Raw genomic sequence first — 19,738 nt, 5'->3', positions numbered from 1 at the left:
CCATATGGCCGCTCGCGCTCCGGCGCACAAGCCGGGCGCGCTTGTGGCGGGCCGCGCCGCATCCTATCTCGCAAGGCATGAGCGAGCCACGCGACATCGACCTCACTCCCTCGGCCGCGGCGCGGGTCGCCGCCATCGCGGCGCGGCAGGGCAAACCCGCCATCCTGCGCCTGTCGGTGGAAGGCGGCGGCTGCGCCGGGTTCCAGTATCGCTTCGGCCTCGCCGACGGCGTCGAGGCGGAAGATACGGTCGCGGAGCGGGACGGCGTCACCCTGGTCGTCGACGAGATCAGCCTCGATCTCGTGCGCGGCGCGGCGGTGGACTTCGTCGAATCGCTCGGCGGCGCCGCCTTCCAGGTCCGCAATCCCAACGCCGCTTCGGGCTGCGGCTGCGGCACCAGCTTCAGCGTCTGACTGGCGCGCCCGCACCGCAGGGGCTAAGCGCTGCGGTCATGAAGATCGTCAGCTACAATGTGAACGGCATCCGCGCGCGGGCCGATCGGCTCGCCGAATATCTGGCCGAGCAGCAGCCGGACATCGTCTGCCTGCAGGAGCTGAAATGCGCGGACGAGGCCTTCCCCGCCGCCGACATCGAAGCCGCCGGCTATCGCGCCGTCTGGCACGGCCAGAAGGGCTTCAACGGCGTCGCCATCCTGTCCCGCGGGGACACGGCGCCCACGCTGCGCCGGATGGGCCTGCCCGGCGATCCGGACGACAGCCACAGCCGCTATATCGAGGCCGAGGTCGACGGGACGATCGTCGCGTCCATCTATTTGCCCAACGGCAATCCGGTCGGCACGGAGAAGTTCGCCTACAAGCTCGCCTGGTTCGAGCGGCTGCGCCTGCACGCCGCCGACCTGCTGCGCGAGGAGCGCGCGGTCGTGCTGGCGGGCGACTGGAACGTCATCCCGACGCCCGAGCCCGACGACGTCTTTTCCGCCCGCGCCATGGCCAAGGACGCCCTGATGCAGCCCGAAAGCCGCGAAGCCTTCCGCCGCATCCTCCATCAGGGCTGGACCGACGCCATCCGCGCGCGGCACCCGGACGGGCCGGTCTACACCTTCTGGGACTATACCGCCGGATGCTGGCAGCGCGACGCCGGCTTTCGTATCGACCATCTGCTGCTGAGCCCAATCGCCGCCGATCGCCTGGCCGACGCCGGCGTCGACAAGGACTATCGCGGCCGCGAGAAAGCGAGCGACCACGCGCCGACCTGGGTCCGGCTCGAAGCCTGATCCCGCAGCCCTTCCCCGGGCCCCTTGCGCCCGCCGCTCGGGCGGGCATAGTTGTCGCCTGACCTGTGGGCCGGGGAGGCAGCGTGCTGAAGCGATCGACCCTATTCGCCTTCGCGGCGCCCTCGCTGCCCGTCGGGGCGATCGGATTGCCGCTGATCGTCTATCTTCCGCCTTATTATGCCGGGACGCTCGGCATGGACCTCGCGGTCGTCGGCCTCATCTTCTTCCTGGTGCGCCTGCTCGATCTGCCGCTCGATCCGCTGCTCGGCCATCTGATGGACGGGACGCGCAGCCGCTTCGGCCGCTACCGCCCCTGGCTGGTGGCGGGCGGCTTCGTCATGGCGCTCGGCACCTGGCTGGTCTTCATGGCCGCGCCCGGTATTTCGGCGGGGCTCGCCTTCGCGCAGCTGATGCTGCTCTATTTCGGCTTCTCGCTGATGGTGGTGGCGCTGCTCGGCTGGGGCGCGACCCTGTCCGACGACTACCACCAGCGCGCGCGGGTGTTCGGGTGGTTCCAGGCGACGACCATCCTGTCGATGGTGCTGATCCTCGCGATCGCGCCGCTCGCGGTGCGGATGGCGGGCGGAGAGGATGCGTCGGCGGGCATTCACGCGATGGGCTGGTTCATCATCCTGCTCGCCCCCCTTACCGCCTTCTACGCCGCCGCGCGCCTTCCCGAGCGCCCGCACGCGGCCGAGCGGCAGAAGGCGACGTTCGCCGATTTCCGCGCCCTCGCCCGCAACCCGCTGATCCTGCGCCTGCTCCTCCTCGACGTGCTGGCGAGCGTCGCGCCGGGCATCACGGGCGCCATGTTCCTGTTCTATTTCGAACATCGGCTGGGCTTCGCGGCGGGCGAGGCGAGCCTGCTGCTGCTCGTCTATTTCCTCGCCGGGCTGGCGGCGGCGCCGCTCTGGATCGGCCTGTCGCGCCGGATCGGCAAGCACAAGGCGATGGCGGCGGCCTGCCTGTTCTATTGCGTCGCGCACGGATCGCTGGGGCTGCTGGGTTCGGCGGGCTTCTGGGTGGCGCTGCCGGCGATGATGATCGCGGGCGTGCCTTATGCCGCCGCCCCCTTCCTGCTGCGCGCCATGCTCGCCGACGTCGCCGACGCCGACCGGCTGGAGACGGGCCTCGACCGCAACGGCCTCCTCCAGGCGGTGCTCACCACCACCCAGAAGGTGGCCTATGCCACGCCGGTGGCGCTCATCTATCCCTTGCTCGCTTTGATCGGCTTCGATCCCCGGCCGGGGGCGGGCAACAGCGACGGGGCGATCCTGGGCATGACGGTGCTGTTCGTCCTCCCGCCGGTGCTGCTGATGGCGGCGGCGGCCTGGGTGGTCGCGCGCTGGCGCCTGGGCCCCGGCGAACTCGCCGAGGTCCAGGCCGCGCTCGCCGCCCGCGCCGCCGCGGCCGAGTGAGCGTTCAGACGAAGGCCTTCAGCACCGCGAAGAACAGGCCGAGGCCGAGCAGCATCGCCGGGAGGACGAGGATCTGCGCCAGCGCCTGACCGGAGGTCAGGCGGCCGGTGTGGCAATCGACCCCCTCGGCCAGGAATTCGGACCAGCTCGGCCGGCGCAGCCCGTCCTCGGGCACCACCCGGCTCCACAAAGCGGGGGTGACGAACAGAGCGACGACGCCGATCGCGAAGATCGCCGCCGGGACGACCAACTCGGCGTTCATGAAGGCGGTGGCGAGGATCGCGACGAAGGCGAACCACGCCCCCGCGACCATCAGATGAACGGCCGGGTGGAGGTCGAAGACGCGGGTGCCGCGATTGGGGCGAAGCACGGGCTCCGGGACGATCCGCGCATGGCGGGAGATTTCGCGGGCGGACTGATGGACGACCATGGCAGGCTTCCTTGCTGGCTGGACCTTGGATGCACGTCCTTCTGCCCGGCCGCCCCGCCGCCCGCATTACGAAGATGCCCGTAAGGGAAAGCCCCTAGCCGATGGCCGCGCTAGACGCGGGTGCGGAACGGCGTGAAGTCGGTCGCCTCGTCATAGACGTCGACGCCCTCGCGCCGCTTCAGCCAGCCGACCACCAGATAGGTGACCGGCGTAAGCGCCGCTTCCCAGCCGACCTTCAGCACCCACTGCGTCACCAGCACGATCGCCAGCGTGTCGTTGTCCCACACGCCGTAGAAGGCGATCGGGTAGAAGAGCAGGCTGTCCACCCCCTGCCCCGCGATGGTCGAGCCGATCGTCCGGGTCCACAGATGCCGGCCCCTGGTCCACACCTTCATCCGGGCGAGCACATAGGAATTGACGAACTCGCCGGCCCAGAAGGCGATGATCGAGGCGAGCACGATGCGCGGCACCTGGCCGAACACCGCTTCATAGGCCGCCTGCCCGCCCCAGCCCGCGGCCGGCGGCAGCGCCACCACCACCCAGGCCATGCCGGCCATGAACAGCAAGGCGGCGAAGCCCGCCCAGATGCAGCGCCGCGCCCGCGCATAGCCGTAGACCTCGGTCAGCACGTCGCCGATCACATAAGCCATCGGGAAGAAGAGAATGCCGGCCCCGAACGGCCAGTCGCCGATCACCGGCAGGCCCACCACGGCGACCTTGCCCGCGCCGATCACGTTGGAAAGGAGCAGGATGGTGACGAACGCCGCCATCACATAATCGAAATAAAGGAGGCGCCGCCCCTCGATCGCCGCCGCCGGCAGCGCCCTTACCTCTCCCCCGTCCATGCCCGACCGTTAGCGCGGTTCCGTTCAGCCGCAAAGCGCGCTAGAGCATCGGGCCGGGCGCCCGTAGCTCAGTTGGATAGAGCACGAGCCTTCTAAGCTTGGGGTCGCAGGTTCGAATCCTGCCGGGCGCGCCAGTTTTCCACGACCGCGGCCGGCCTGGCTCGGGACCCAGAACCTCCAGCTAGAGTGCGGCGAACAAAGCGCTCATGCGCGCCCAGGCCCGCTCGGCGGCGGCGGTGTCGTAAGCGGGGCTGTCGGGCACCGTCCAGCCATGGTCCGCCGGATAGACCTCCACCTCCGCCTCCCGCCCGGCCGCGGCGGCGGCCTCACGCAGCGCGGTCTTCACCTCGGGCGCGCGGGCGTCGTCGTCCCGGCCGATCGCGAACAGGAAGCCGGCCCGGCTCGCCGCGAGTTGCCGGTGGGGACTGCGCGGATCGTCGGCCCGCACCAGCCCGCCGCCGTGGAGCGAGGCCGCCGCCCGCACCCGCTCCGGCACGGCCGCGGCGGTCCAGACGGCGAACGGCCCGCCCATGCAGTAACCGTGGGTGCCGATGCCGCGCGCGCCGTCCACCTCCGGCCGCGCGTCGAGCCAGGCGATGGCGGCGCGCGCGTCCCACCCGATCGCTTCGGCCGTGAGCGCCGCGCGCCACGGCGCCACCTTCTCGAACCCGCCGGAGGCCCGGAACTGGGGAAAATCGGCGAATTGAGGGGCGGGCGCGTGCCGGTAATAAGGGTTCACGGCCAGCACCGCATGGCCTTGCGCCGCCAGCCGCCGCGCCATCATCTCGAACGCCTCCCGCACCCCCGCGACGTCGGGCCAGGTGACGATCCCCGGATGCGCGCCGCGCGCCGGAGCGACGAAAAAGCCGTCGACGGTGCCGTCCGCCCCGGCGAAGCGCACCCGATCCTCGGTCAGCCCGCGGCCCGGATCGCCCGGCCCGGTCGCGCAGGCGGCCAGCGCGCCAAGGCCCGCCAGCGCGGCCTGCCGCCGGTTCACCGCCCAGTCCGATGCTCCGCCGCTTGGCCAAGCCTCAAGCTGATCCCGCTCGCACATCGCCCGCTTCCTCGCCGCCGATCCTCCCGCCGTCCTAGAGAGCATGGCACGGGGCGTAAAGAACGAGCTGTCGCGCAGGAAAGGACGACCTGCCAGCGCTTGGGAATAATAAGAGATGTGGTGGTGACCCCGACAGGATTCGAACCTGTGGCCTACTGATTAGGAATCAGTCGCTCTATCCTGCTGAGCTACGGGGCCGCACCTTGACGGCTTTTCGCTACAGCCATCCCGCCGCTGCGGCAAGTCGGGCGGCGGAGCAGCGGCCCTGCGTCAATTCTCCTCGCCGGGCGGCGCCACCGGGAAGGGAAGCGGGGCGACCGGGATGCCCTCGTCGAGCAGGCTTTCGGTCTGCGCGCGGGTGGCGCGGCCGTAGATCGAGCGGGCGGCGGAGTCTCCCAGATGGATGGCGCGCGCTTCGTCGGCGAAGCGGTCGCCGACATATTCCGAGGAATCGACCACCTTCTTCTGCTCGGCCGCGAGCGTCGCCAGCATCCGCTTCACCTCCGCCGGGTCTGAGGAGAAATAGCCGCCCGCATTGCCCTTGGGCGCGACGTTCGGCGCCATCACCGCCTTGTCCACCTCGCCCGCGCCGCAGATCGGGCAGGAGACGAGGCCGCGCGCCTTCTGCGCCTCATAATCCCCGCTCGATCCGAACCAGGCTTCGAACACATGGTCGGACGGGCATTTGAGGTCGAAGACGATCATGGTGCCCGCTCCGCCGCCGGGATCGGCCGGCGATGGCTTATGGCGGGAAGCCGCCCGCGCACTTCGTCCACCTCGCCAAGGTCGAGTTCGGCGAAGCCGAGCCCCTCCCCCTCGCCCATGTCGAGCAGCACCCGGCCCCAGGGATCGATGGCGAGGCTGTGGCCGTAGGTCTCGCGCCCGTCCTCGTGCCGGCCCGATTGGGCGGCGGCGAGCACGAAGGCGCCCGCCTCGATCGCCCGCGCGCGCAGCAGGACGTGCCAGTGCGCCGCGCCGGTCGGCACCGTGAAGGCCGCCGGCACGCTCAGCACCGTCGCGCCCGCATCGGTGAGCGCGCCGTAGAGCCCGGCGAACCGCAGGTCGTAACAGATCGAAAGGCCGAGGATCCCAAGCGGCGTGTCCGCCACAACCGCCCGCTCGCCGCCGGCATAAGCGGCCGATTCGCGCCAGCTCTCGCCGGTCGGAAGATCGACGTCGAACAGGTGCATCTTGTCGTAGCGCGCGCGGACCTTGCCCTCCGCGTCGATCACGAAACCCCGGTTGAGGAGCTTGTCGCCCGCTTCGGCGCGCAGCGCCAGCGAGCCGAGATGGACCCAGATCCCGGCCTCGGCCGCCGCCGCCCGCACCGCCGCGAGCACCGGATCCTCCGCCTCGCTCCGCAGATGCGCGGCGGCGCGCGCGCGGTCGCGGTCCAGCAGCCCGCTCATCTCCGGCGTGAACAGCATCGCCGCGCCCCCCGCCGCGGCGTCGCGGACGGCCTTCACCAGTCTGTCGGCATTGGCGGCGGGATCGATCCCGGTCCGCGCCTGGTAGAGCGCGACCTTCATCCGGCCTGGAGCAGCGGGTCGAGCTTGCCGTCGCGGTCGAGCGCGGCGAGATCGTCCGATCCGCCGACATGGCGGTCGTCGATGAAAATCTGCGGGACGGTGGTGCGGCCGTTGGCGCGCTGGATCATCTCCTGCCGCTTCGGCCCGCCCATCGAGATGTCATATTCCTCGTACGAAGCGCCCTTGGTCTCGAGGAGCTTCTTGGCCCGGCTGCAATAGGGGCAAAGGAACTTGGTGTAGATTTCAACGCGTGCCATGTTCGCTCCCGAGCGCTGCCCCCTGTTCCGGGGAGGTGATGCGGGCGGCCCGGCTTGTCAATGATCGCCGCCGCGCACGACCCGCGCCCAGCAGACGATCTCCACCCGCCCCGCGCCGCTCTTGCGCAGCGCCCGCGCGCAGGCATTGGCGGTGGCGCCGCTGGTATAGACGTCGTCCACCAGCACGACCCGCCGTCCGGCGATCCGCGCCTTCGCCTCTCCGGCGACGCGGAAGGCGCCGCGCACCGCGAGCGCCCGCTCGCGCCGGTTCATGCCCTTGAGCGGCGGGGTCGCCTTCACCCGCTCCAGCAGCGCCAGCTCCACCTCTCCACCGCACCGCCGCGCGAGCGCGGAGGCGATCAGCGCCGCCTGGTTGTAGCCGCGCTTCCAGATGCGCCAGCGGTGGAGCGGCACCGGCGCCAGGATCGGCGGATCGCCCTCCCCGACATGCCGCGCCATGAAATGCGCCATGGTGACGGCGATCCCCGGCCGGCCGCTATATTTCAGCCGGATCGCCACCTTCCGGGAAATGTCGCCATAAGCGACGGCGGCGCGCAGCCGGTCGAAGTCGGGCGGCGCCTTCAGGCAGCCGCCGCACAGCGCGCCGTCGCCGGCGTCATATTCGAACGGCAGGCCGCATCGGCCGCAGCAGGGCTCTCCGAGGAAGGACAAAGCCGACCAGCAGGCGAGACAGAAGCTGTGCGGTTCGCGAGTCACCGCGCCGCAGCCGGGGCAGCGCGGCGGCAGCGCCAGATCGACGAGGCGGCGAAATGCGGCGCGCGCGAGGACGGCGGGGGCGTGCATGGCGCGGCGAAGCTTGCGGCGAAGCGGCGGGCGGAGCAAGAGGCGCCGGTGAGCGCCGACACCCCTTTCGACCGCGGACTGCGCCGGCTCCGCCGCGACCGCGCCGCGCCGCGCTTCGCCGCGGCCGATTTCCTGCACCGCCGCGCCGCCGACGAGATCGTCGAGCGGCTCGATCTCGTCACCCGCCCCTTCCGCCGGGCGCTCGATCTCGGCTGTGCCGGCGGCTATCTGACGGAGCGGCTGCGCGCGCGCGGGCTCGACGTGCTTCCCGCCGATCCGGGCGCGCGCTTCGCGGCCGGCGCCGGCGGCGTCCAGTGCGACGAGGACCGGCTGCCGTTCGGCGACGGCGCCTTCGATCTCGTCGTCTCTGTCGGCGCGCTCGACAGCGTCAACGACTTGCCCGGCGCGCTGACGCTGGTCCGCCGCGCCTTGCGGCCCGACGGCCTGTTCCTCGCCGCCTTCGCGGGCGCCGGAAGCCTGCCGCGGCTCAAGACCGCGATGCTCGCCGGCGACGCGGCCGAAGGCGGCGTGTCGCCGCGCGTCCACCCGCAGATCGACGTGCGCGCGGCCGGCGACCTCCTCACCCGCGCCGGTTTCGCCCTCCCGGTGGTCGACACGGAGACGGTGGAAGTGCGCTACCCCGCCCTTCCCGTTCTCGTCGCGGACCTGCGGGCGATGGGCGCGACCAACGTCCTCGCCGGGCGCTCGCGCCGGCCGGTCGGCCGCTTCGGCCTCGCCGCCGCCATCGCCGATTTCGACTCCCATGCCGAAGCCGACGGCAAGGTGCGCGAGCGGTTCGACATTCTCTATCTGTCCGGCTGGGCGCCCTCGCCGGATCAACCCAAACCCGCGCGCCGCGGCAGCGCCACCGCTTCGCTGGCCCGGGCGATCGGGCGCTAGCTCACGCGCCCAGCAAAGCTTCGAGCAGGTCGATCAGCGGCGCGTCGGCCGGCGGCATGGCAAGGCCGCGCATCTCCGCCGGGCGTCGCCAGAGCAGCCCCGTCGCCTCCAGCGCCCGCGGATCGCCCCCGCGCCAGGAGCGGCAGAGATAGAGGAGCAGGATCATGTGGCGCTCCCCCACCGGCGCGCTGGCGAAGCAGGCGGGCGCGAGATCGTCCTCCGCCACTTCGATCCCCAATTCCTCGCCGAGTTCGCGGGCGAGCGCCTGCTCCGGCCGCTCGCCCGGCTCCACCTTGCCTCCCGGAAATTCCCACAGGCCGGCCATCGCCCGCCCGGGCGGCCGCTGTTGAAGGAGGATGCGTCCCTCCCCATCGATCAGCGCCGCCGCGACCACCGTCATTGTCGGAAAATTTTGCAGGTTCACCCTCCGCGCTAGCGAATCGTTAACGACGCCCGTTCTATTCCGGCTCTGGATGGGCGACTGGCCGCCCGCCGCGAAGGGCCTATTGCGATGCGTCGTTTCGGTGAGCTTTTCAAGGACGAGCGCGGCGCCACGGCCATCGAATATGGCCTCATCCTGGCGCTCGTGTTTCTCGCGATGGTGGGCGCCGTCAATTCCTTCGCCGACGTGGTCATCAACATGTGGATGGGCGTCTCCAACGACGTCGTCGCGGCGAGCGACTGATCCTTCGCGAAATGCTTCGTTGATTGCACGACCTGAAAGCGCTGGCGCAGACGCGCCGGGGCGCCCGGACGGTCGCGCGCCGCCCCGCCGATGTCCGCAAAGCCGTCGAATCCCCTCGCGCCGCTTAAATGTTTGGAAACTTCCTTCCCCTAAACCCGGACTGCTGACCCGAAGAAGAGGCGGGCGGCGGGGAAGTGTGGACTTCCACAGGTTGGAACCAAGGAGACCGGAAAATGAAACTGTTTCGCAAGCTGATCAAGAACGAAGAAGGCGCCACCGCGATCGAGTACGGCCTGATCGCCGCCCTCATCGCCGTCGCCGCGATCACCGCCATGGGCGCCCTCGGCAACACGCTGACCGAGACCTTCGAAGGTGTCGGCAACGAGATGTCCGACGCCAATTCGCGCGGCTTCAGCAACTAAGCCTTCGTCCTTCGGGGCAAGCATGAGGGCGGCGGAACCCGGTTCCGCCGCCCTTTTCGCGTCCGCCTCAGCGGTTGCCGTAGACGACCAGCTTCACCCGCTGGCCGGCCCGTACGCCGTCGTTCGGCCCGAGCGCGTTCAACACGCGGAAGCGGTCGACCTGATGCTCGGTATAGGCCATCCGGTTGGCGAGGCTCTGGACGGTGTCGTTCGCGCCCACCGTCACGATCTGGACCACGCGCGGCCGGATCGCGGCCGCCTGCTGGGCGGTCAGCCGCCGGACCGACTGCACCATCGAGCTGAACGGCCCGAGCCCGGTCCCCGCCTGGGTCAGCGTGACGAAATGGTAGGCGCGGTTGTTCTCGAACTGATAGGCGAAGACGGTGACGTCGACCTGACCCTGCTGCGTCTGCGCCCGGGTGGTGGCGAAGGCGGCGGGGATGCCGTTCACCGTCGTCGACTGGACCTGCGGCACCTGCGCCTGGCCCTGCCCGCCGGTCAGCCCCTGGAACACCTGTCCGATATAGGTGCCGAGATTGCCCTGGAACGGCCCGGTCGAAAACTGCGCCTGCCCGCTCTGGCCGATCACGGCGACCGCGCGGGTGCCGTTCTGCATGCCGAAGCCCTGCGGCACGGTGAAGGCGAGGCGGAGGTCCGGATGCAGGAAGTCGCGGCCCTCTATCACGCCCTGGGCGGGATCGTCGTCGAAGATCATGCCGCTGATCATCTGCAGATGCCGGTCGCGGTTGCGCTCGCCCTGGCCGGCGCGGCCCGTCGCCTGCGCCTGCTGGGTGGCGCGCGCGACGCGGTCGGCGCTCAGCGGGTGGGTGCGCGCCCAGGACGGAGTCGCGCGCTGGTCGTCCTGGCGGCCGGTGAAGCGCGCCTCTAGCGCCGAATGCGCGCCGAGCGAGGCCAGCATCGACGGCGACGCCATCGGATCGTAGCCCGCCGCGGTCATGTAGCGGATGCCGAGCGCGTCCGATTCGAATTCCTGCGCCTGGGAATAGGTGTTGAGCACACCCTGGCCGACGGTGCCGGCGATCTGCGCGAGCTGGCCGGAGCCGGTGAGCACGCCCACCGCGAGCGCGCCGAGCTGGGTCAGAATGCCGCGCTGCTGGCGGCCGCGCGCATGGTCGGCGGCGACGTGGCCGACCTCGTGGCCGAGCACCGAGGCGAGCTCCGCCTCGTCGTTCATCAGCGCCATCAGCTGGCGGGTGATGTAGATATATCCGCCCGGAACGGCGAAAGCGTTCATCACCGGGGAGTTCAGCGCCGTGAAGTTGTAGCCGCCGGTTCCGGCGCCCTGGATGCCGGACTGGGCGCCGATGCGCCGGCCGACCTCCTGCACATAGGCGCCGCGCTGCCCGCCGAGCTCGCCGCCGAACTCCTGGACGATCTGGGGGTGCTGCTGGGCCGCCTGCTGGGCGACCTGGGGAGAGATCGCACGCTGGTCGCCGGTGCCGACCAGCCCGCCGGTCGCGCAGCCGATGGCCGCGAACGAGGCGGAGAGCGCGATGAGCGCTTTCATCTTCATGGGAACGGTACTCCTAACGCGGGGCGGCCAAACGCCGCCGTCGCGGCTTGAACACCGTTTCGGCCCCGCAGTTCCGTTGCCGTCGCCTCAGCCGATGGCGAGGAATTTGGCGCGGCGCTGCGCCCGCACCTCGTCGCCAGACAATTTGCCGAGCGCGTCCAGCTCCTCGCCGATCGCCTGACCGAGCGTGAAGATCGCCTCTTCCGGCCGCCGGTGCGCGCCGCCGACCGGCTCCGGCACGACGCGCTCGATGACGCCGAGCTGCTTCAAATCGTCCGCCGTCACCCGCATCGCCTCGGCCGCCTCGGCCGCCTTGTCGGCGGTGCGCCAGAGGATCGAGGCGCAGCCTTCGGGCGAGATCACCGAATAGATCGAATGTTCCAGCATCAGCACCCGGTTGGCCGCCGCGATCGCCACCGCGCCGCCCGATCCGCCCTCGCCGACGATCGCCGCCACCAGCGGCACGCGTAGCTCCAGGCATTGCTGGGTCGAACGGGCGATCGCCTCCGCCTGGCCGCGCTCCTCGGCCTGCACGCCCGGGAACGCGCCGGCCGTGTCCACCAAAGTCACCACCGGGATCCCGAAATCGTCGGCGAGCCGCATCAGCCGGATGGCCTTGCGATAGCCTTCCGGCTTCGCCATCCCGAAATTGTGCCTGAGCCGCGAGGCGGTGTCGTCGCCTTTCTCATGGCCGATCAGCATCACCTTGCGGCCCCTGAGCCGACCCAGCCCGCCGATGATCGCCTGGTCGTCGGCGAAGTTGCGGTCGCCCGCCAGCGGCACGAAATCCTCGACCAGGCCGGTGAGATAGTCCTTGAAGTGCGGCCGCTCCGGATGCCGCGCGACCTGCGTCTTCTGCCACGGCGTCAGCCGCGCATAGATGTCGCGCAGCAGCCGTTCGGACTTGCCCTGCAGCCGCTCGATCTCGGCGTCGATGTTGATGTCGGTGCCTTCGGCCGTCTCGCGAAGCTCCGCAACGCGGGCCTCGAGCTCGGCAATCGGCTTTTCGAAGTCGAGAAAGGTGGTCGCCATGGAGCGGGCCGGTTAGGCCCCCTTGCGCTTCACGTCAACGAGCGGGTGGCGGCTGTTCACCAGATCGATCAGCCGGCGCGAATCGACATGGGTGTAGATCTGCGTCGTCGCGATGTCGGCATGGCCGAGGAGAAGCTGCAGCGCGCGCAGATCCGCCCCGCCTTCCAGCAGGTGGGTGGCGAAGGCGTGGCGCAGCACGTGCGGGCTGATCCGCTCCGGCGGCACCCCCGCCGCGGCGGCGAGTTCCTTCACCAGCTGGTAGAGGCGGACCCGGCTGAGATGGCGCTTGCCGGACGGGAACAGCCAGAGGCTGTCCTTCGGCACCAGCCCCGCATATTCCGCGACGGCGGCCCGCGCCCGGTCGGAGATCGGCACCAGCCGCTCGCGCCCGCCCTTCCCCTTCAGGATCAGGAACGGCCGGTCGGGGGAGACGGCGTTGCGGGGGAGCGAGACCAGTTCGGTCGCGCGCAGGCCCGATCCGTAGAGCAGCTCGACCAGCGCCGCCATGCGCAGCGCCGCCGGTCCGCCCTCCTCCGCCTTCCGCCGCTCGATCTCGGCGAACAGCCTGTCCACCGCCTGCCGGTCCAGCACCTTGGGCAGCGGCCGCCGGGTCGCCGGGCGGGGGAGCGCGGCGGACGGGTCGTCGGCGCGGTGCCCCTCCTCGTGCAGGAAGGCGAAGAAGCGGCGCAGCGCCGCCGCCTTGCGGGCGACCGTCGCCCGGCTGAGCGGCAGCCACGCCTCACCGAGCCGCTTCAGCGCCTCGGCCGGCGCGGCCGCGAGGCCGCCGTCCATCAGCTCCGACGCGCCGCGCAGGTCGCGCTCGTAGGCGAGCAGGGTGTTGCGCGCCGCGCCCGCTTCGGCGGCCATCATCTCCAGGAAGGCGGCGATCAGCTGGCGATCCCCGGCCCCGCTGGTCACAGCCGGCTCAGCGCCTCGGCGGCGATCATCCGCGCCTCATATTCCATGCCGCTGACCCGCAGCGCCCGCACGATCTGGAACAGATGCTCGGGCGGCACGCCGCGCCAGTCGCCGGTCTGCATCCCGACCGCCGACAGCAGGATCACGGTGCCCCGCTGCTGGTTGCGCACCGCGGAGATGAGCGCCCGGCTCCACGGGCTGTCGCGGCCGAGATCGACGCCCATCGATCCGGCGAGCCGCCCGGCCGCGTTGCGGTCGATCCGGTCGAGCCCGGCGAGCGCCGCCAGCAGGATGCGGGAGCGGTGCTGGTCGCGGCTGTTGTCGCGTCCCCGGAACGCCTCTATCCGGCTCGCCGACACGTCCACCGCCGCATTCGGCGCGCCGACCGCCAGCAGCGCCCAGGCGCGGTCGCCGTTCGTGCCCGACGCGGCGTCGGCGATCTCTGCCCAGCGCGCCGCCTGCTGGTCGAGCCCGGCGATCAGCATCGAGGCGATCAGCTCGCCGGCATGTTCGGCCAGCTCCTCGGAAGGCTCCAGCCGCGCCGCGGCGCCGGCGGTGAGGATGCGGCGGGCGTGGCGCTGGTGCGGCGCCTCGGCCTCGTCCCACAGCCGGCGGATCGCGGCCATCCGGTCGCCCGGCGCGGCGGCGACATAGGCCTGGCGCAGGCGCGCCGCGGTGGTGCCGCCCGCCTCCGCCGGATCGGTGCCGTCGAGGATCAGGCTGTGCATCTCGACCAGGCTTTGATGCGAGAAGACGCCGAGCGAGGCGGCGACCTCGGCCGCGTCCATGCGCTGCTGCAGCGGCACCATCGGCGCGCGCGCGAGCCAGGCCTGGACCTGCGGCCCCGTCGCCGCCATCAGCCGGTCCGGGATCGCCATGCCGGTGGCGCTGGCGAGGCCGAAGCGCCAGCTGTTGATGCTGTCCACCTCGTCCCACTGGATGGTGACGGCGCGCCGGGTGTCGGTGCCCGCCCCCACGATCTTCTCGGCGAGCAGCAGGTCGATGCCGCGCGCGCCGCTGCGCCGCCGCGCCTGGTCGATGAGCGCGCTCGCCCGCGAGGCTTCGCCTTCCAGCGCCGCGCACATCGCGTCGGCCAGCGGCCAGACCGGCTCGTTGGAGCCCGCCCGCCCCGGCTCCACCAGCGGGCAGAGCGCGGCGGGATCGGCGGTGGCGAGCGCCGTCTGCACCGCTACCTGGATCATCCGCGGCGTGTAGCGGTCGACGTCCACCGCCTCGACCAGCATCCGCGCCGCGTCCGCCTCGCCCATCCGCACCAGCAGCCAGGCGCGGTCGGCGACCCAGTCGACCGGATCGACCAGCGACGGCGCCGGCGCGCGGGTGAGCAGCGCGCGGCGCAGCAGCATGGAGGTCCAGCGCGACGGGAGCGGCGCGTCCAGCCGCCGCATCAGCGTCGACAGGAAGCCGCCATTGGCGCCTCCCCACGGATCGGCGCCGACGCCCCAATTGCCGGGGCCGAGCACGCCCACCACCTCGACCGGGCGGCGGGCGCTGTCGGGAATGTCGAACTGGCGCGGCGAGATCGGCTCCACCACCACGAGGTCGCGCTGCGCGGCTTCGACGGCGGGCGGCGGCGGCGGCGGGGCCGCGCGCGGCGCCGGCTCCGGCCGCTCCGGATCGCCGAATCCCGGCGGCGGCGTTTCGGCGCGCGGCGTGGGCGTCGGCGCCGGCGCCGGCCGCTCGGGATCGCCGAAGCCGGGCGGAAGCAGCGATTCGGGCGCGCTCTGGCTCAGCGCCGGGAGCGCGAGGAGAAGCGACGATGCCCCCCCGAGCAGGAGAAGCTTAGCCCTGAATCTCATTCGTGACGTCCTGCTCGATCCGCGACTGCGGCACTTCTGTGTCGACGGTGGAGAGCCAGATCGCGCCGCCGATCAGCAGAACGAGCACAAGCAGGAGGAGGAACGGCAACGGCGAGCGCCGCCGCCGCGTCGGGGCGAAAGTGGTCCTACGCATGGCGGGCCTTTTGCCCCACGAGGCGGGCCTATGTATAGCCCCAGAAGCAATGACTTCAGCGCTTCCCCGCCTTGGCCGCCCGATCGTGCTCGTCGGCCTGATGGGCGCCGGCAAGACGACGGTGGGGCGGCGGCTGGCCCGCCGGCTCGGCCTCCCCTTCGTCGACGCGGACGAGGAGATCGAACGCGCCGCCCAGCGCAGCATCGCCGAAATCTTCGACCGCTTCGGCGAGGCGCAGTTCCGCGACGGCGAGCGGCGGGTGATCGCCCGCCTGATCGACGGCTCGACCAAGGTGATCGCGACCGGCGGCGGCGCCTTCATGAACCCGGCCACCCGCGCCCTCATCCTCGACCGCTGCGTCGCCGTCTGGCTCGACGCCGACGCCGCGACGCTGGCCGAGCGGGTCGGCCGGCGCGACCACCGCCCGCTGCTCCGCAACCGCGATCCGCTGCCGGTCCTCCAGGACCTCGCCGCCGTCCGCAACCCGCTCTACGCCCAGGCCCATATCCGCATCCGCAGCCAGGGCGCCCCGCACGAGCGGACGGTGGACGAGATCGTCCGCGCGCTGGTCGAGCGGAGCGAAAGCGGCCAGCCGGGCTGAAGGCGCGGCCCCGTTACGACTTCGCGTCAGGCGGGTTTCAGCATCGGCATGCTTGCGCTCCCAAGTCACCCGATCGCCCACATGTCATGAATGTTGTACCGCCACCCTCAGAACAAAAGTGGTTTATGAAGACGTTAGCATAATCATGGACCTTCATCTCCTCACCTCCTCCACCACAACTTTTCCGCTTTAGAAGAACTGCAGTAAAGAATCTGCCAGAGCCGCTTGAAACGCCGCGTTCAAAGATTTAACGTCCCGAATCACAGGCATGTCGACGAAAAGACTCGGCCCGTCACTGGCTCCAGTGACGGCTTAAAGATGTCGCGCTGCGTACAGGGAGGGGGGAATGGCGAATTTCGACGCCGCGGGAGGTATTGGGCTCGATCCCCTGAACTCGTTGCTTTCACAATATTACTCGTCCGCCGAACAGGCTGCGCCCGGCAACAATCCGTTCGACGGAACGACGACGAAGAACGTGCCGCCGCTCGGCGACGTGACGGTCACCTGGAAGCTGAAAAACGCGCCCGTCCTCGCCTTCGGAGCGCCGTCGCAAGCGGATTGGGACGCTTCGCTCGATTCGGCCGGCAACACCAACGGCGCCGACAAGAAACCGCTGCCGACCGGCCCGATGGCGGCGCTTACCATCCCCGACATGACGGCGAGCTACACCGCTCCCGGGATCGATCCGGTCGGCGGAGAGACTTGGAACGTCGTCGCTTATGCGACGCTGGCCTTTCCGGCGGGCGAGATCGATGTGACTTTGGTCGGTCTGAAGATCGACGAGAGCGATTTCGCGCCCTGGGACAAGGCCATCTTCAACACCATGCTGGTCCCCGCCCTGTTCAAGGCGGTGACCGAGATGCTCGGCGTCATCCACGTGCCGGCGCTCAGCTGGCACGGCGTCTCGCTCAATCCGCTCCAGATCGCGCTTTCAGGCAACCAGCTCGTCGCCGCCGCCACGCTCACGACCAACGCCGCGCCGCTCGACACAAGCGGCGTCGCATGGCCGACCGATCCGGTCTTCGTGCTGGCGAGCAAGCCGCTGATCGATTCCGCACTCGCGGCCGGCGTGCAGCCCTATGTCGGCCAGACGTTCAGCGACAGCGGCAATTTCAAGGGCCTGGCCGACTGGAACTACCACGGCAGCCTCGATTCCATCAGCGCGACCGTGGGCACCCTGTCGCCGCTGACGGTGAACGCCTCGATCACGGCCAGTCTCAACGTCGGCGGCTCGCTGACGCCGGCGGGCATGGCGCTCGCGGCGGTCGGCTGCGCCGCCGGCGCCGCTTTGCTCGCAATCTGAACCGGAGAGGGATGCCGAAATGTCCGACGCCATTTCCTACGACGTCTCGTTCAAACCGTCTCCGGCCACGATCGGCATTTCGGTCACGGTGGTGGAGGATGCGCTCACGGCGACCGTCACGAACGTCCCCGACATCGGGCTGTCGCTGACGCCCTCCGGCAATTTCGTCCAGAAGATCATCTCCGCCGTGCTGATCCCGATCGCGGAGCTGATCGTCGCCGCCGTCAATCCCAAGCCCCGCGACATGTTGCAGGGCAAGACGATGAACCTGGGCAAAATCCCGCCCATCCCCGTCGATAACGTGACGATCACCGCGAGCGGGCTCGCGCTCGGCGGCGCCACGCTCGGCGGAACCGACTACCTCAAGGTGACCGCCACCCTCTCGGTTGCCGTCAATCCAACCAGCGGGAGCAACGGCTGATGGCCTCGATCCAGTCCTTCTTCACGCGTCTTTCCGCGAACAGCGGTCCGGGGACCCTCGCCGGCGCGCTGCCGATTCATTTTTCGGTGACGAGCGCCGGACCTTTCCCGCTCGCGGGCCATGTCGCCGTCCCCGGAAGCGAGATCGGCGGCTCGCTGATGATCGAGTTCGCCAGGCTCGAATTCGGACCGCTGGCCATCGCCGACGTGGCGCTCGGACCCGATGAGGACGAAGGCACGCAGGAGGTCACCGTCACGCTCGGCGCCGCCCAGCTTCAGGGGCATTATGAGCTGTTCGGCCTGGAGTCGCCCAGCATCGATCTCGATATCGGCGGCGCCGTCCGGCCGTTTCCCGCGCTCGACGCGCTCAGCCTGGGCGCGGTGGCCGGTGCGACCGACGATCCGCCGGCGATCACGGAGAAGCAGTACGACCAGATCATGCAGGCCAACGAGCAGAAGCCGAAGCTCGCCCAATCGGCGGCCGGCCAGCAAATGCTCGACGCCTACAACCAGTTCAACGACGTCTATCACGACGCCTTCAAGAGCAATGCCTATCTCCGTCAGCACTGGTCGGCGAATGGCGCGGTCGCGGAAATGAGCGACCACACGTCGGACGCGCTCGATCAGGGCACGGTCGTGAACCCGCCCGACAAGACGTTCGGCACCAGCGGCGTCAATTACAACATGAACGCGTTTCAGCAGAAGTTGAACGTGTGGGCGGCCTGCGTGAACAGCAATCCGGACGCTGCGGCGGCCGCCTTGAAGTTCGGCACGACGGTGGAAGGCACCGGCAACTCGAAGACGAACGTCAATCCGATGACCGGCGACGACGTCTATTCGACGGTCAACGAGACGAAGCCCGCTCCTCTCGTCATGCTCCTGGCTTCGCCCGAGGAACATCCGCTTCATGCGCCGCTGCTCAGCATCGTCCAGAACAGCCATGACGAGCGCCATCTCGACATGCTGGCGGCACGCGGCATGGACCTCAACGACGACGAGGTGCAGGCGCTCCAGGAAATCTATGCCGAATCGCTGCGCGTGCGCGATCCGGCGGCCCGCCTCACCATCGCCGCCGGCAATTGCGCGGTGGCCGTCGGCCGGACCGCCTACCGCTTCCGGCTGACCCGCCAGGCCAACGGGGCGATCACGGTGAAGCTCGTCCAGTCGACCCTCTCGCTCGACGGGCTCGATTATGGCGGCGCGCAATGGCCGGGCGAGGCGGGCCAAGTGGCGCGCGAGCGGCTCGAAAGCGCCGCCTTCCTGCGCGGCATCATCGAGGATCGGATCAACAGCCAGCTGACCCGCCTGGTGCGCGGGCTCGCGGCGCATCCGGCGTGACCGGGTCCGGCCAGGCCGTGCTGACCCGCGACCGCGCGGCGGACGCGGAGGAGCTCCAGCGAGCGGACATGGCGCGCTTCCGCGCCGAGGTGGAGGCGGCGCTCGACCCGCAGGCGCCCTATCTCACCGAGCTCGAATTCTCGATGTTCGCCAACGGCAAGAAGATCCGGCCGCGCGTCATGCTGCTCGCCGCCCGCCTGGTCGCCTGGACCGGGCCGCTGCCGGACAAGGTCTACAAGGGCGCGGCGTCGCTCGAGATGCTGCACGTCGCGACCCTGATCCACGACGACGTCATCGACGAGGCGCCGATGCGCCGCGGCTTGCCGAGCGTCTCCGCCGCGCGCGGCACGAAGATCGCCGTGCTCGTCGGCGATCTCCAGTTCGTCCAGGCGCTGCGCGGCTTCGCCGCCGCGGTCGAGACCGAAAGCGACATGGCGCTGGTGAGGCGCGTGATGGACGCCGCGTTCGACGTCTGCCGCGGCGAGCTCGACGAGCTCGACCGCTTCCTTCCCGAAACCAGCGAGCAGCGGCGGGAACGCTATTTCAAGACCATCGACCGCAAGACCGCGGCCCTGTTCCGCCTCGCCTGCCAGGCGGGGATCGATCTCGCCGGCGGCCGCACGCGCGACATCCGCCGCGGCGGCTTCTTCGGGCGCGCGCTCGGCCGCGCGTTCCAGATCATGGACGACGTGCGGGACATCGTCGAACTCGACGCGATGGCGGGCAAGTCGGCCGGCGTCGATCTCGCGCTCGGCCGCCATTCGCTGCCTCTCCTCTATGCATATGATCGGCTTGGACCGGACTCGCCGGTCGGAAGGGCGATGCGGGGCCTCGGAGCGCCCGAAGGCGCCGCGCTCGAGGACACGCTCGACATGCTGCGGGATTGCGGGGCCGTCGATGCCGCTTACGCCGATGCGCGCCGCGAGGCCGAGGACGCTTTGTTCTACCTTGAGCCGTTCCCACCGAGCCCGTTTCGCGACGCATTGCGGCGGATCGCCCGCGACACCGTCGACCGGCCGCTCAACCGTTAGGAGGAAGGCCGA

The 19,738-nt window shown here is 70.4% G+C and carries 24 protein-coding genes and 2 tRNA genes; 12 read left to right on the top strand and 14 right to left on the bottom strand.

Annotated features, from left to right (window positions below):
• Positions 1–77: 77 nt before the first annotated feature.
• The 3 genes from ACK4K7_RS10890 (at position 78) to ACK4K7_RS10880 (ending at position 2,652) form a co-directional block, all read left to right on the top strand.
• On the top strand, positions 78–413 hold the full coding sequence (locus ACK4K7_RS10890; RefSeq protein ID WP_431865945.1) for a HesB/IscA family protein: 336 nt from the start codon (positions 78–80) through the stop codon (positions 411–413).
• Between the two features lie 38 nt (positions 414–451).
• A complete protein-coding gene (xth, locus tag ACK4K7_RS10885; RefSeq protein WP_431865943.1) occupies positions 452–1,234 on the top strand; it encodes an exodeoxyribonuclease III in 783 nt (260 codons plus the stop codon).
• Between the two features lie 83 nt (positions 1,235–1,317).
• Positions 1,318–2,652, top strand: a complete 1,335-nt coding sequence (locus ACK4K7_RS10880; RefSeq protein WP_431865942.1) for an MFS transporter — start codon at positions 1,318–1,320, stop codon at positions 2,650–2,652.
• A gap of 4 nt (positions 2,653–2,656) precedes the next feature.
• On the opposite strand, the gene ACK4K7_RS10875 is transcribed toward ACK4K7_RS10880, so the two are convergent.
• Both ACK4K7_RS10875 and ACK4K7_RS10870 read right to left on the bottom strand, forming a co-directional pair.
• Positions 2,657–3,082 carry a hypothetical protein gene (locus tag ACK4K7_RS10875; protein WP_431865941.1) on the bottom strand — a complete coding sequence of 142 codons (426 nt, stop codon included), beginning with the start codon at positions 3,080–3,082 and terminating at the stop codon, positions 2,657–2,659.
• Positions 3,083–3,192: 110 nt separating this feature from the next.
• On the bottom strand, positions 3,193–3,927 hold the full coding sequence (locus ACK4K7_RS10870) for a queuosine precursor transporter (protein WP_431865939.1): 735 nt from the start codon (positions 3,925–3,927) through the stop codon (positions 3,193–3,195).
• Positions 3,928–3,984: 57 nt separating this feature from the next.
• On the opposite strand from ACK4K7_RS10870, the gene ACK4K7_RS10865 reads away from it, so the two are divergent.
• Positions 3,985–4,061: transfer RNA gene (locus ACK4K7_RS10865), tRNA-Arg, on the top strand.
• A 47-nt stretch (positions 4,062–4,108) separates the two neighbouring features.
• On the opposite strand, the gene ACK4K7_RS10860 is transcribed toward ACK4K7_RS10865, so the two are convergent.
• From ACK4K7_RS10860 to ACK4K7_RS10835, 6 genes are all read right to left on the bottom strand, one after another.
• A complete protein-coding gene (locus ACK4K7_RS10860) occupies positions 4,109–4,981 on the bottom strand; it encodes a dienelactone hydrolase family protein (protein WP_431865937.1) in 873 nt (290 codons plus the stop codon).
• A 121-nt stretch (positions 4,982–5,102) separates the two neighbouring features.
• Positions 5,103–5,179: transfer RNA gene (locus tag ACK4K7_RS10855), tRNA-Arg, on the bottom strand.
• Positions 5,180–5,251: 72 nt separating this feature from the next.
• Positions 5,252–5,686, bottom strand: a complete 435-nt coding sequence (locus ACK4K7_RS10850; protein WP_431865936.1) for a DUF1178 family protein — start codon at positions 5,684–5,686, stop codon at positions 5,252–5,254.
• Positions 5,683–6,510 (bottom strand): carbon-nitrogen hydrolase family protein, encoded by an 828-nt coding sequence (locus ACK4K7_RS10845; protein WP_431865934.1) that lies wholly within the window; start codon positions 6,508–6,510, stop codon positions 5,683–5,685. The genes ACK4K7_RS10850 and ACK4K7_RS10845 overlap by 4 nt, the downstream gene beginning before the upstream one ends.
• Positions 6,507–6,767, bottom strand: coding sequence for a glutaredoxin 3 (gene grxC / locus ACK4K7_RS10840; RefSeq protein ID WP_431865932.1), 261 nt, complete (start codon positions 6,765–6,767; stop codon positions 6,507–6,509). Before grxC ends, ACK4K7_RS10845 begins: the two co-directional genes overlap by 4 nt.
• 57 nt (positions 6,768–6,824) lie before the next feature.
• Positions 6,825–7,571 carry a double zinc ribbon domain-containing protein gene (locus tag ACK4K7_RS10835; RefSeq protein ID WP_431865930.1) on the bottom strand — a complete coding sequence of 249 codons (747 nt, stop codon included), beginning with the start codon at positions 7,569–7,571 and terminating at the stop codon, positions 6,825–6,827.
• A gap of 48 nt (positions 7,572–7,619) precedes the next feature.
• On the opposite strand from ACK4K7_RS10835, the gene ACK4K7_RS10830 reads away from it, so the two are divergent.
• Entirely contained in the window at positions 7,620–8,471 is an 852-nt protein-coding gene (locus ACK4K7_RS10830; RefSeq protein WP_431865928.1) for a class I SAM-dependent methyltransferase, read from the top strand.
• Between the two features lies 1 nt (position 8,472).
• On the opposite strand, the gene ACK4K7_RS10825 is transcribed toward ACK4K7_RS10830, so the two are convergent.
• Positions 8,473–8,871 (bottom strand): (deoxy)nucleoside triphosphate pyrophosphohydrolase, encoded by a 399-nt coding sequence (locus ACK4K7_RS10825; protein ID WP_431866050.1) that lies wholly within the window; start codon positions 8,869–8,871, stop codon positions 8,473–8,475.
• A 111-nt stretch (positions 8,872–8,982) separates the two neighbouring features.
• Between ACK4K7_RS10825 and ACK4K7_RS10820 the strand changes: the two genes are divergently transcribed.
• On the top strand, positions 8,983–9,156 hold the full coding sequence (locus ACK4K7_RS10820) for a Flp family type IVb pilin (RefSeq protein ID WP_431865926.1): 174 nt from the start codon (positions 8,983–8,985) through the stop codon (positions 9,154–9,156).
• A gap of 233 nt (positions 9,157–9,389) precedes the next feature.
• Positions 9,390–9,578, top strand: coding sequence for a Flp family type IVb pilin (locus tag ACK4K7_RS10815; protein ID WP_431865924.1), 189 nt, complete (start codon positions 9,390–9,392; stop codon positions 9,576–9,578).
• A 67-nt stretch (positions 9,579–9,645) separates the two neighbouring features.
• Here ACK4K7_RS10815 and ACK4K7_RS10810 read toward each other — a convergent pair whose 3' ends face one another.
• From ACK4K7_RS10810 to ACK4K7_RS10790, 5 genes are all read right to left on the bottom strand, one after another.
• Complete coding sequence (locus tag ACK4K7_RS10810) at positions 9,646–11,106, bottom strand: M48 family metalloprotease (RefSeq protein ID WP_431866049.1); 1,461 nt, start codon at positions 11,104–11,106, stop codon at positions 9,646–9,648.
• Between the two features lie 93 nt (positions 11,107–11,199).
• Entirely contained in the window at positions 11,200–12,144 is a 945-nt protein-coding gene (locus ACK4K7_RS10805; protein WP_431865922.1) for an acetyl-CoA carboxylase carboxyltransferase subunit alpha, read from the bottom strand.
• 12 nt (positions 12,145–12,156) lie between these two features.
• Positions 12,157–13,062, bottom strand: coding sequence for a tyrosine recombinase (locus tag ACK4K7_RS10800; protein WP_431865920.1), 906 nt, complete (start codon positions 13,060–13,062; stop codon positions 12,157–12,159).
• Positions 13,059–14,879 (bottom strand): hypothetical protein, encoded by a 1,821-nt coding sequence (locus ACK4K7_RS10795; protein WP_431865918.1) that lies wholly within the window; start codon positions 14,877–14,879, stop codon positions 13,059–13,061. Before ACK4K7_RS10795 ends, ACK4K7_RS10800 begins: the two co-directional genes overlap by 4 nt.
• Positions 14,863–15,033, bottom strand: coding sequence for a hypothetical protein (locus ACK4K7_RS10790; RefSeq protein ID WP_431865916.1), 171 nt, complete (start codon positions 15,031–15,033; stop codon positions 14,863–14,865). The genes ACK4K7_RS10795 and ACK4K7_RS10790 overlap by 17 nt, the downstream gene beginning before the upstream one ends.
• Positions 15,034–15,082: 49 nt before the next feature.
• Between ACK4K7_RS10790 and ACK4K7_RS10785 the strand changes: the two genes are divergently transcribed.
• The 5 genes from ACK4K7_RS10785 (at position 15,083) to ACK4K7_RS10765 (ending at position 19,726) form a co-directional block, all read left to right on the top strand.
• Positions 15,083–15,634, top strand: a complete 552-nt coding sequence (locus tag ACK4K7_RS10785) for a shikimate kinase (protein WP_431865914.1) — start codon at positions 15,083–15,085, stop codon at positions 15,632–15,634.
• Positions 15,635–15,980: 346 nt separating this feature from the next.
• On the top strand, positions 15,981–16,937 hold the full coding sequence (locus tag ACK4K7_RS10780) for a hypothetical protein (RefSeq protein ID WP_431865912.1): 957 nt from the start codon (positions 15,981–15,983) through the stop codon (positions 16,935–16,937).
• A gap of 19 nt (positions 16,938–16,956) precedes the next feature.
• A complete protein-coding gene (locus ACK4K7_RS10775; RefSeq protein ID WP_431865910.1) occupies positions 16,957–17,358 on the top strand; it encodes a hypothetical protein in 402 nt (133 codons plus the stop codon).
• The gene (locus tag ACK4K7_RS10770) at positions 17,358–18,695 is read left to right on the top strand and encodes a hypothetical protein (protein WP_431865908.1); all 1,338 of its coding nucleotides are present in this window, start codon (positions 17,358–17,360) and stop codon (positions 18,693–18,695) included. The genes ACK4K7_RS10775 and ACK4K7_RS10770 overlap by 1 nt, the downstream gene beginning before the upstream one ends.
• Entirely contained in the window at positions 18,692–19,726 is a 1,035-nt protein-coding gene (locus tag ACK4K7_RS10765; RefSeq protein WP_431865906.1) for a polyprenyl synthetase family protein, read from the top strand. Before ACK4K7_RS10770 ends, ACK4K7_RS10765 begins: the two co-directional genes overlap by 4 nt.
• Positions 19,727–19,738: the final 12 nt, after the last annotated feature.

This window comes from Allosphingosinicella sp. (assembly GCF_046295735.1).
Lineage (GTDB): Bacteria > Pseudomonadota > Alphaproteobacteria > Sphingomonadales > Sphingomonadaceae > Allosphingosinicella.
The sequence above is the reverse complement of the archived record's forward strand: the minus strand, read 5'-3'. Positions and strand labels throughout refer to the sequence as shown.

Coding starts and splice junctions, on each gene's coding strand:
- ACK4K7_RS10890 (WP_431865945.1), top strand. CDS start 78: ATGAGCGAGCCACGCGACATCGACCTCACTCCCTCGGCCGCGGCGCGG.
- xth (WP_431865943.1), top strand. CDS start 452: ATGAAGATCGTCAGCTACAATGTGAACGGCATCCGCGCGCGGGCCGAT.
- ACK4K7_RS10875 (WP_431865941.1), bottom strand. CDS start 3,082: ATGGTCGTCCATCAGTCCGCCCGCGAAATCTCCCGCCATGCGCGGATC.
- ACK4K7_RS10870 (WP_431865939.1), bottom strand. CDS start 3,927: ATGGACGGGGGAGAGGTAAGGGCGCTGCCGGCGGCGGCGATCGAGGGG.
- ACK4K7_RS10860 (WP_431865937.1), bottom strand. CDS start 4,981: ATGTGCGAGCGGGATCAGCTTGAGGCTTGGCCAAGCGGCGGAGCATCG.
- ACK4K7_RS10850 (WP_431865936.1), bottom strand. CDS start 5,686: ATGATCGTCTTCGACCTCAAATGCCCGTCCGACCATGTGTTCGAAGCC.
- ACK4K7_RS10845 (WP_431865934.1), bottom strand. CDS start 6,510: ATGAAGGTCGCGCTCTACCAGGCGCGGACCGGGATCGATCCCGCCGCC.
- grxC (WP_431865932.1), bottom strand. CDS start 6,767: ATGGCACGCGTTGAAATCTACACCAAGTTCCTTTGCCCCTATTGCAGC.
- ACK4K7_RS10835 (WP_431865930.1), bottom strand. CDS start 7,571: ATGCACGCCCCCGCCGTCCTCGCGCGCGCCGCATTTCGCCGCCTCGTC.
- ACK4K7_RS10825 (WP_431866050.1), bottom strand. CDS start 8,871: ATGACGGTGGTCGCGGCGGCGCTGATCGATGGGGAGGGACGCATCCTC.
- ACK4K7_RS10820 (WP_431865926.1), top strand. CDS start 8,983: ATGCGTCGTTTCGGTGAGCTTTTCAAGGACGAGCGCGGCGCCACGGCC.
- ACK4K7_RS10815 (WP_431865924.1), top strand. CDS start 9,390: ATGAAACTGTTTCGCAAGCTGATCAAGAACGAAGAAGGCGCCACCGCG.
- ACK4K7_RS10810 (WP_431866049.1), bottom strand. CDS start 11,106: ATGAAAGCGCTCATCGCGCTCTCCGCCTCGTTCGCGGCCATCGGCTGC.
- ACK4K7_RS10805 (WP_431865922.1), bottom strand. CDS start 12,144: ATGGCGACCACCTTTCTCGACTTCGAAAAGCCGATTGCCGAGCTCGAG.
- ACK4K7_RS10795 (WP_431865918.1), bottom strand. CDS start 14,879: ATGAGATTCAGGGCTAAGCTTCTCCTGCTCGGGGGGGCATCGTCGCTT.
- ACK4K7_RS10790 (WP_431865916.1), bottom strand. CDS start 15,033: ATGCGTAGGACCACTTTCGCCCCGACGCGGCGGCGGCGCTCGCCGTTG.
- ACK4K7_RS10785 (WP_431865914.1), top strand. CDS start 15,083: ATGACTTCAGCGCTTCCCCGCCTTGGCCGCCCGATCGTGCTCGTCGGC.
- ACK4K7_RS10780 (WP_431865912.1), top strand. CDS start 15,981: ATGGCGAATTTCGACGCCGCGGGAGGTATTGGGCTCGATCCCCTGAAC.
- ACK4K7_RS10775 (WP_431865910.1), top strand. CDS start 16,957: ATGTCCGACGCCATTTCCTACGACGTCTCGTTCAAACCGTCTCCGGCC.
- ACK4K7_RS10770 (WP_431865908.1), top strand. CDS start 17,358: ATGGCCTCGATCCAGTCCTTCTTCACGCGTCTTTCCGCGAACAGCGGT.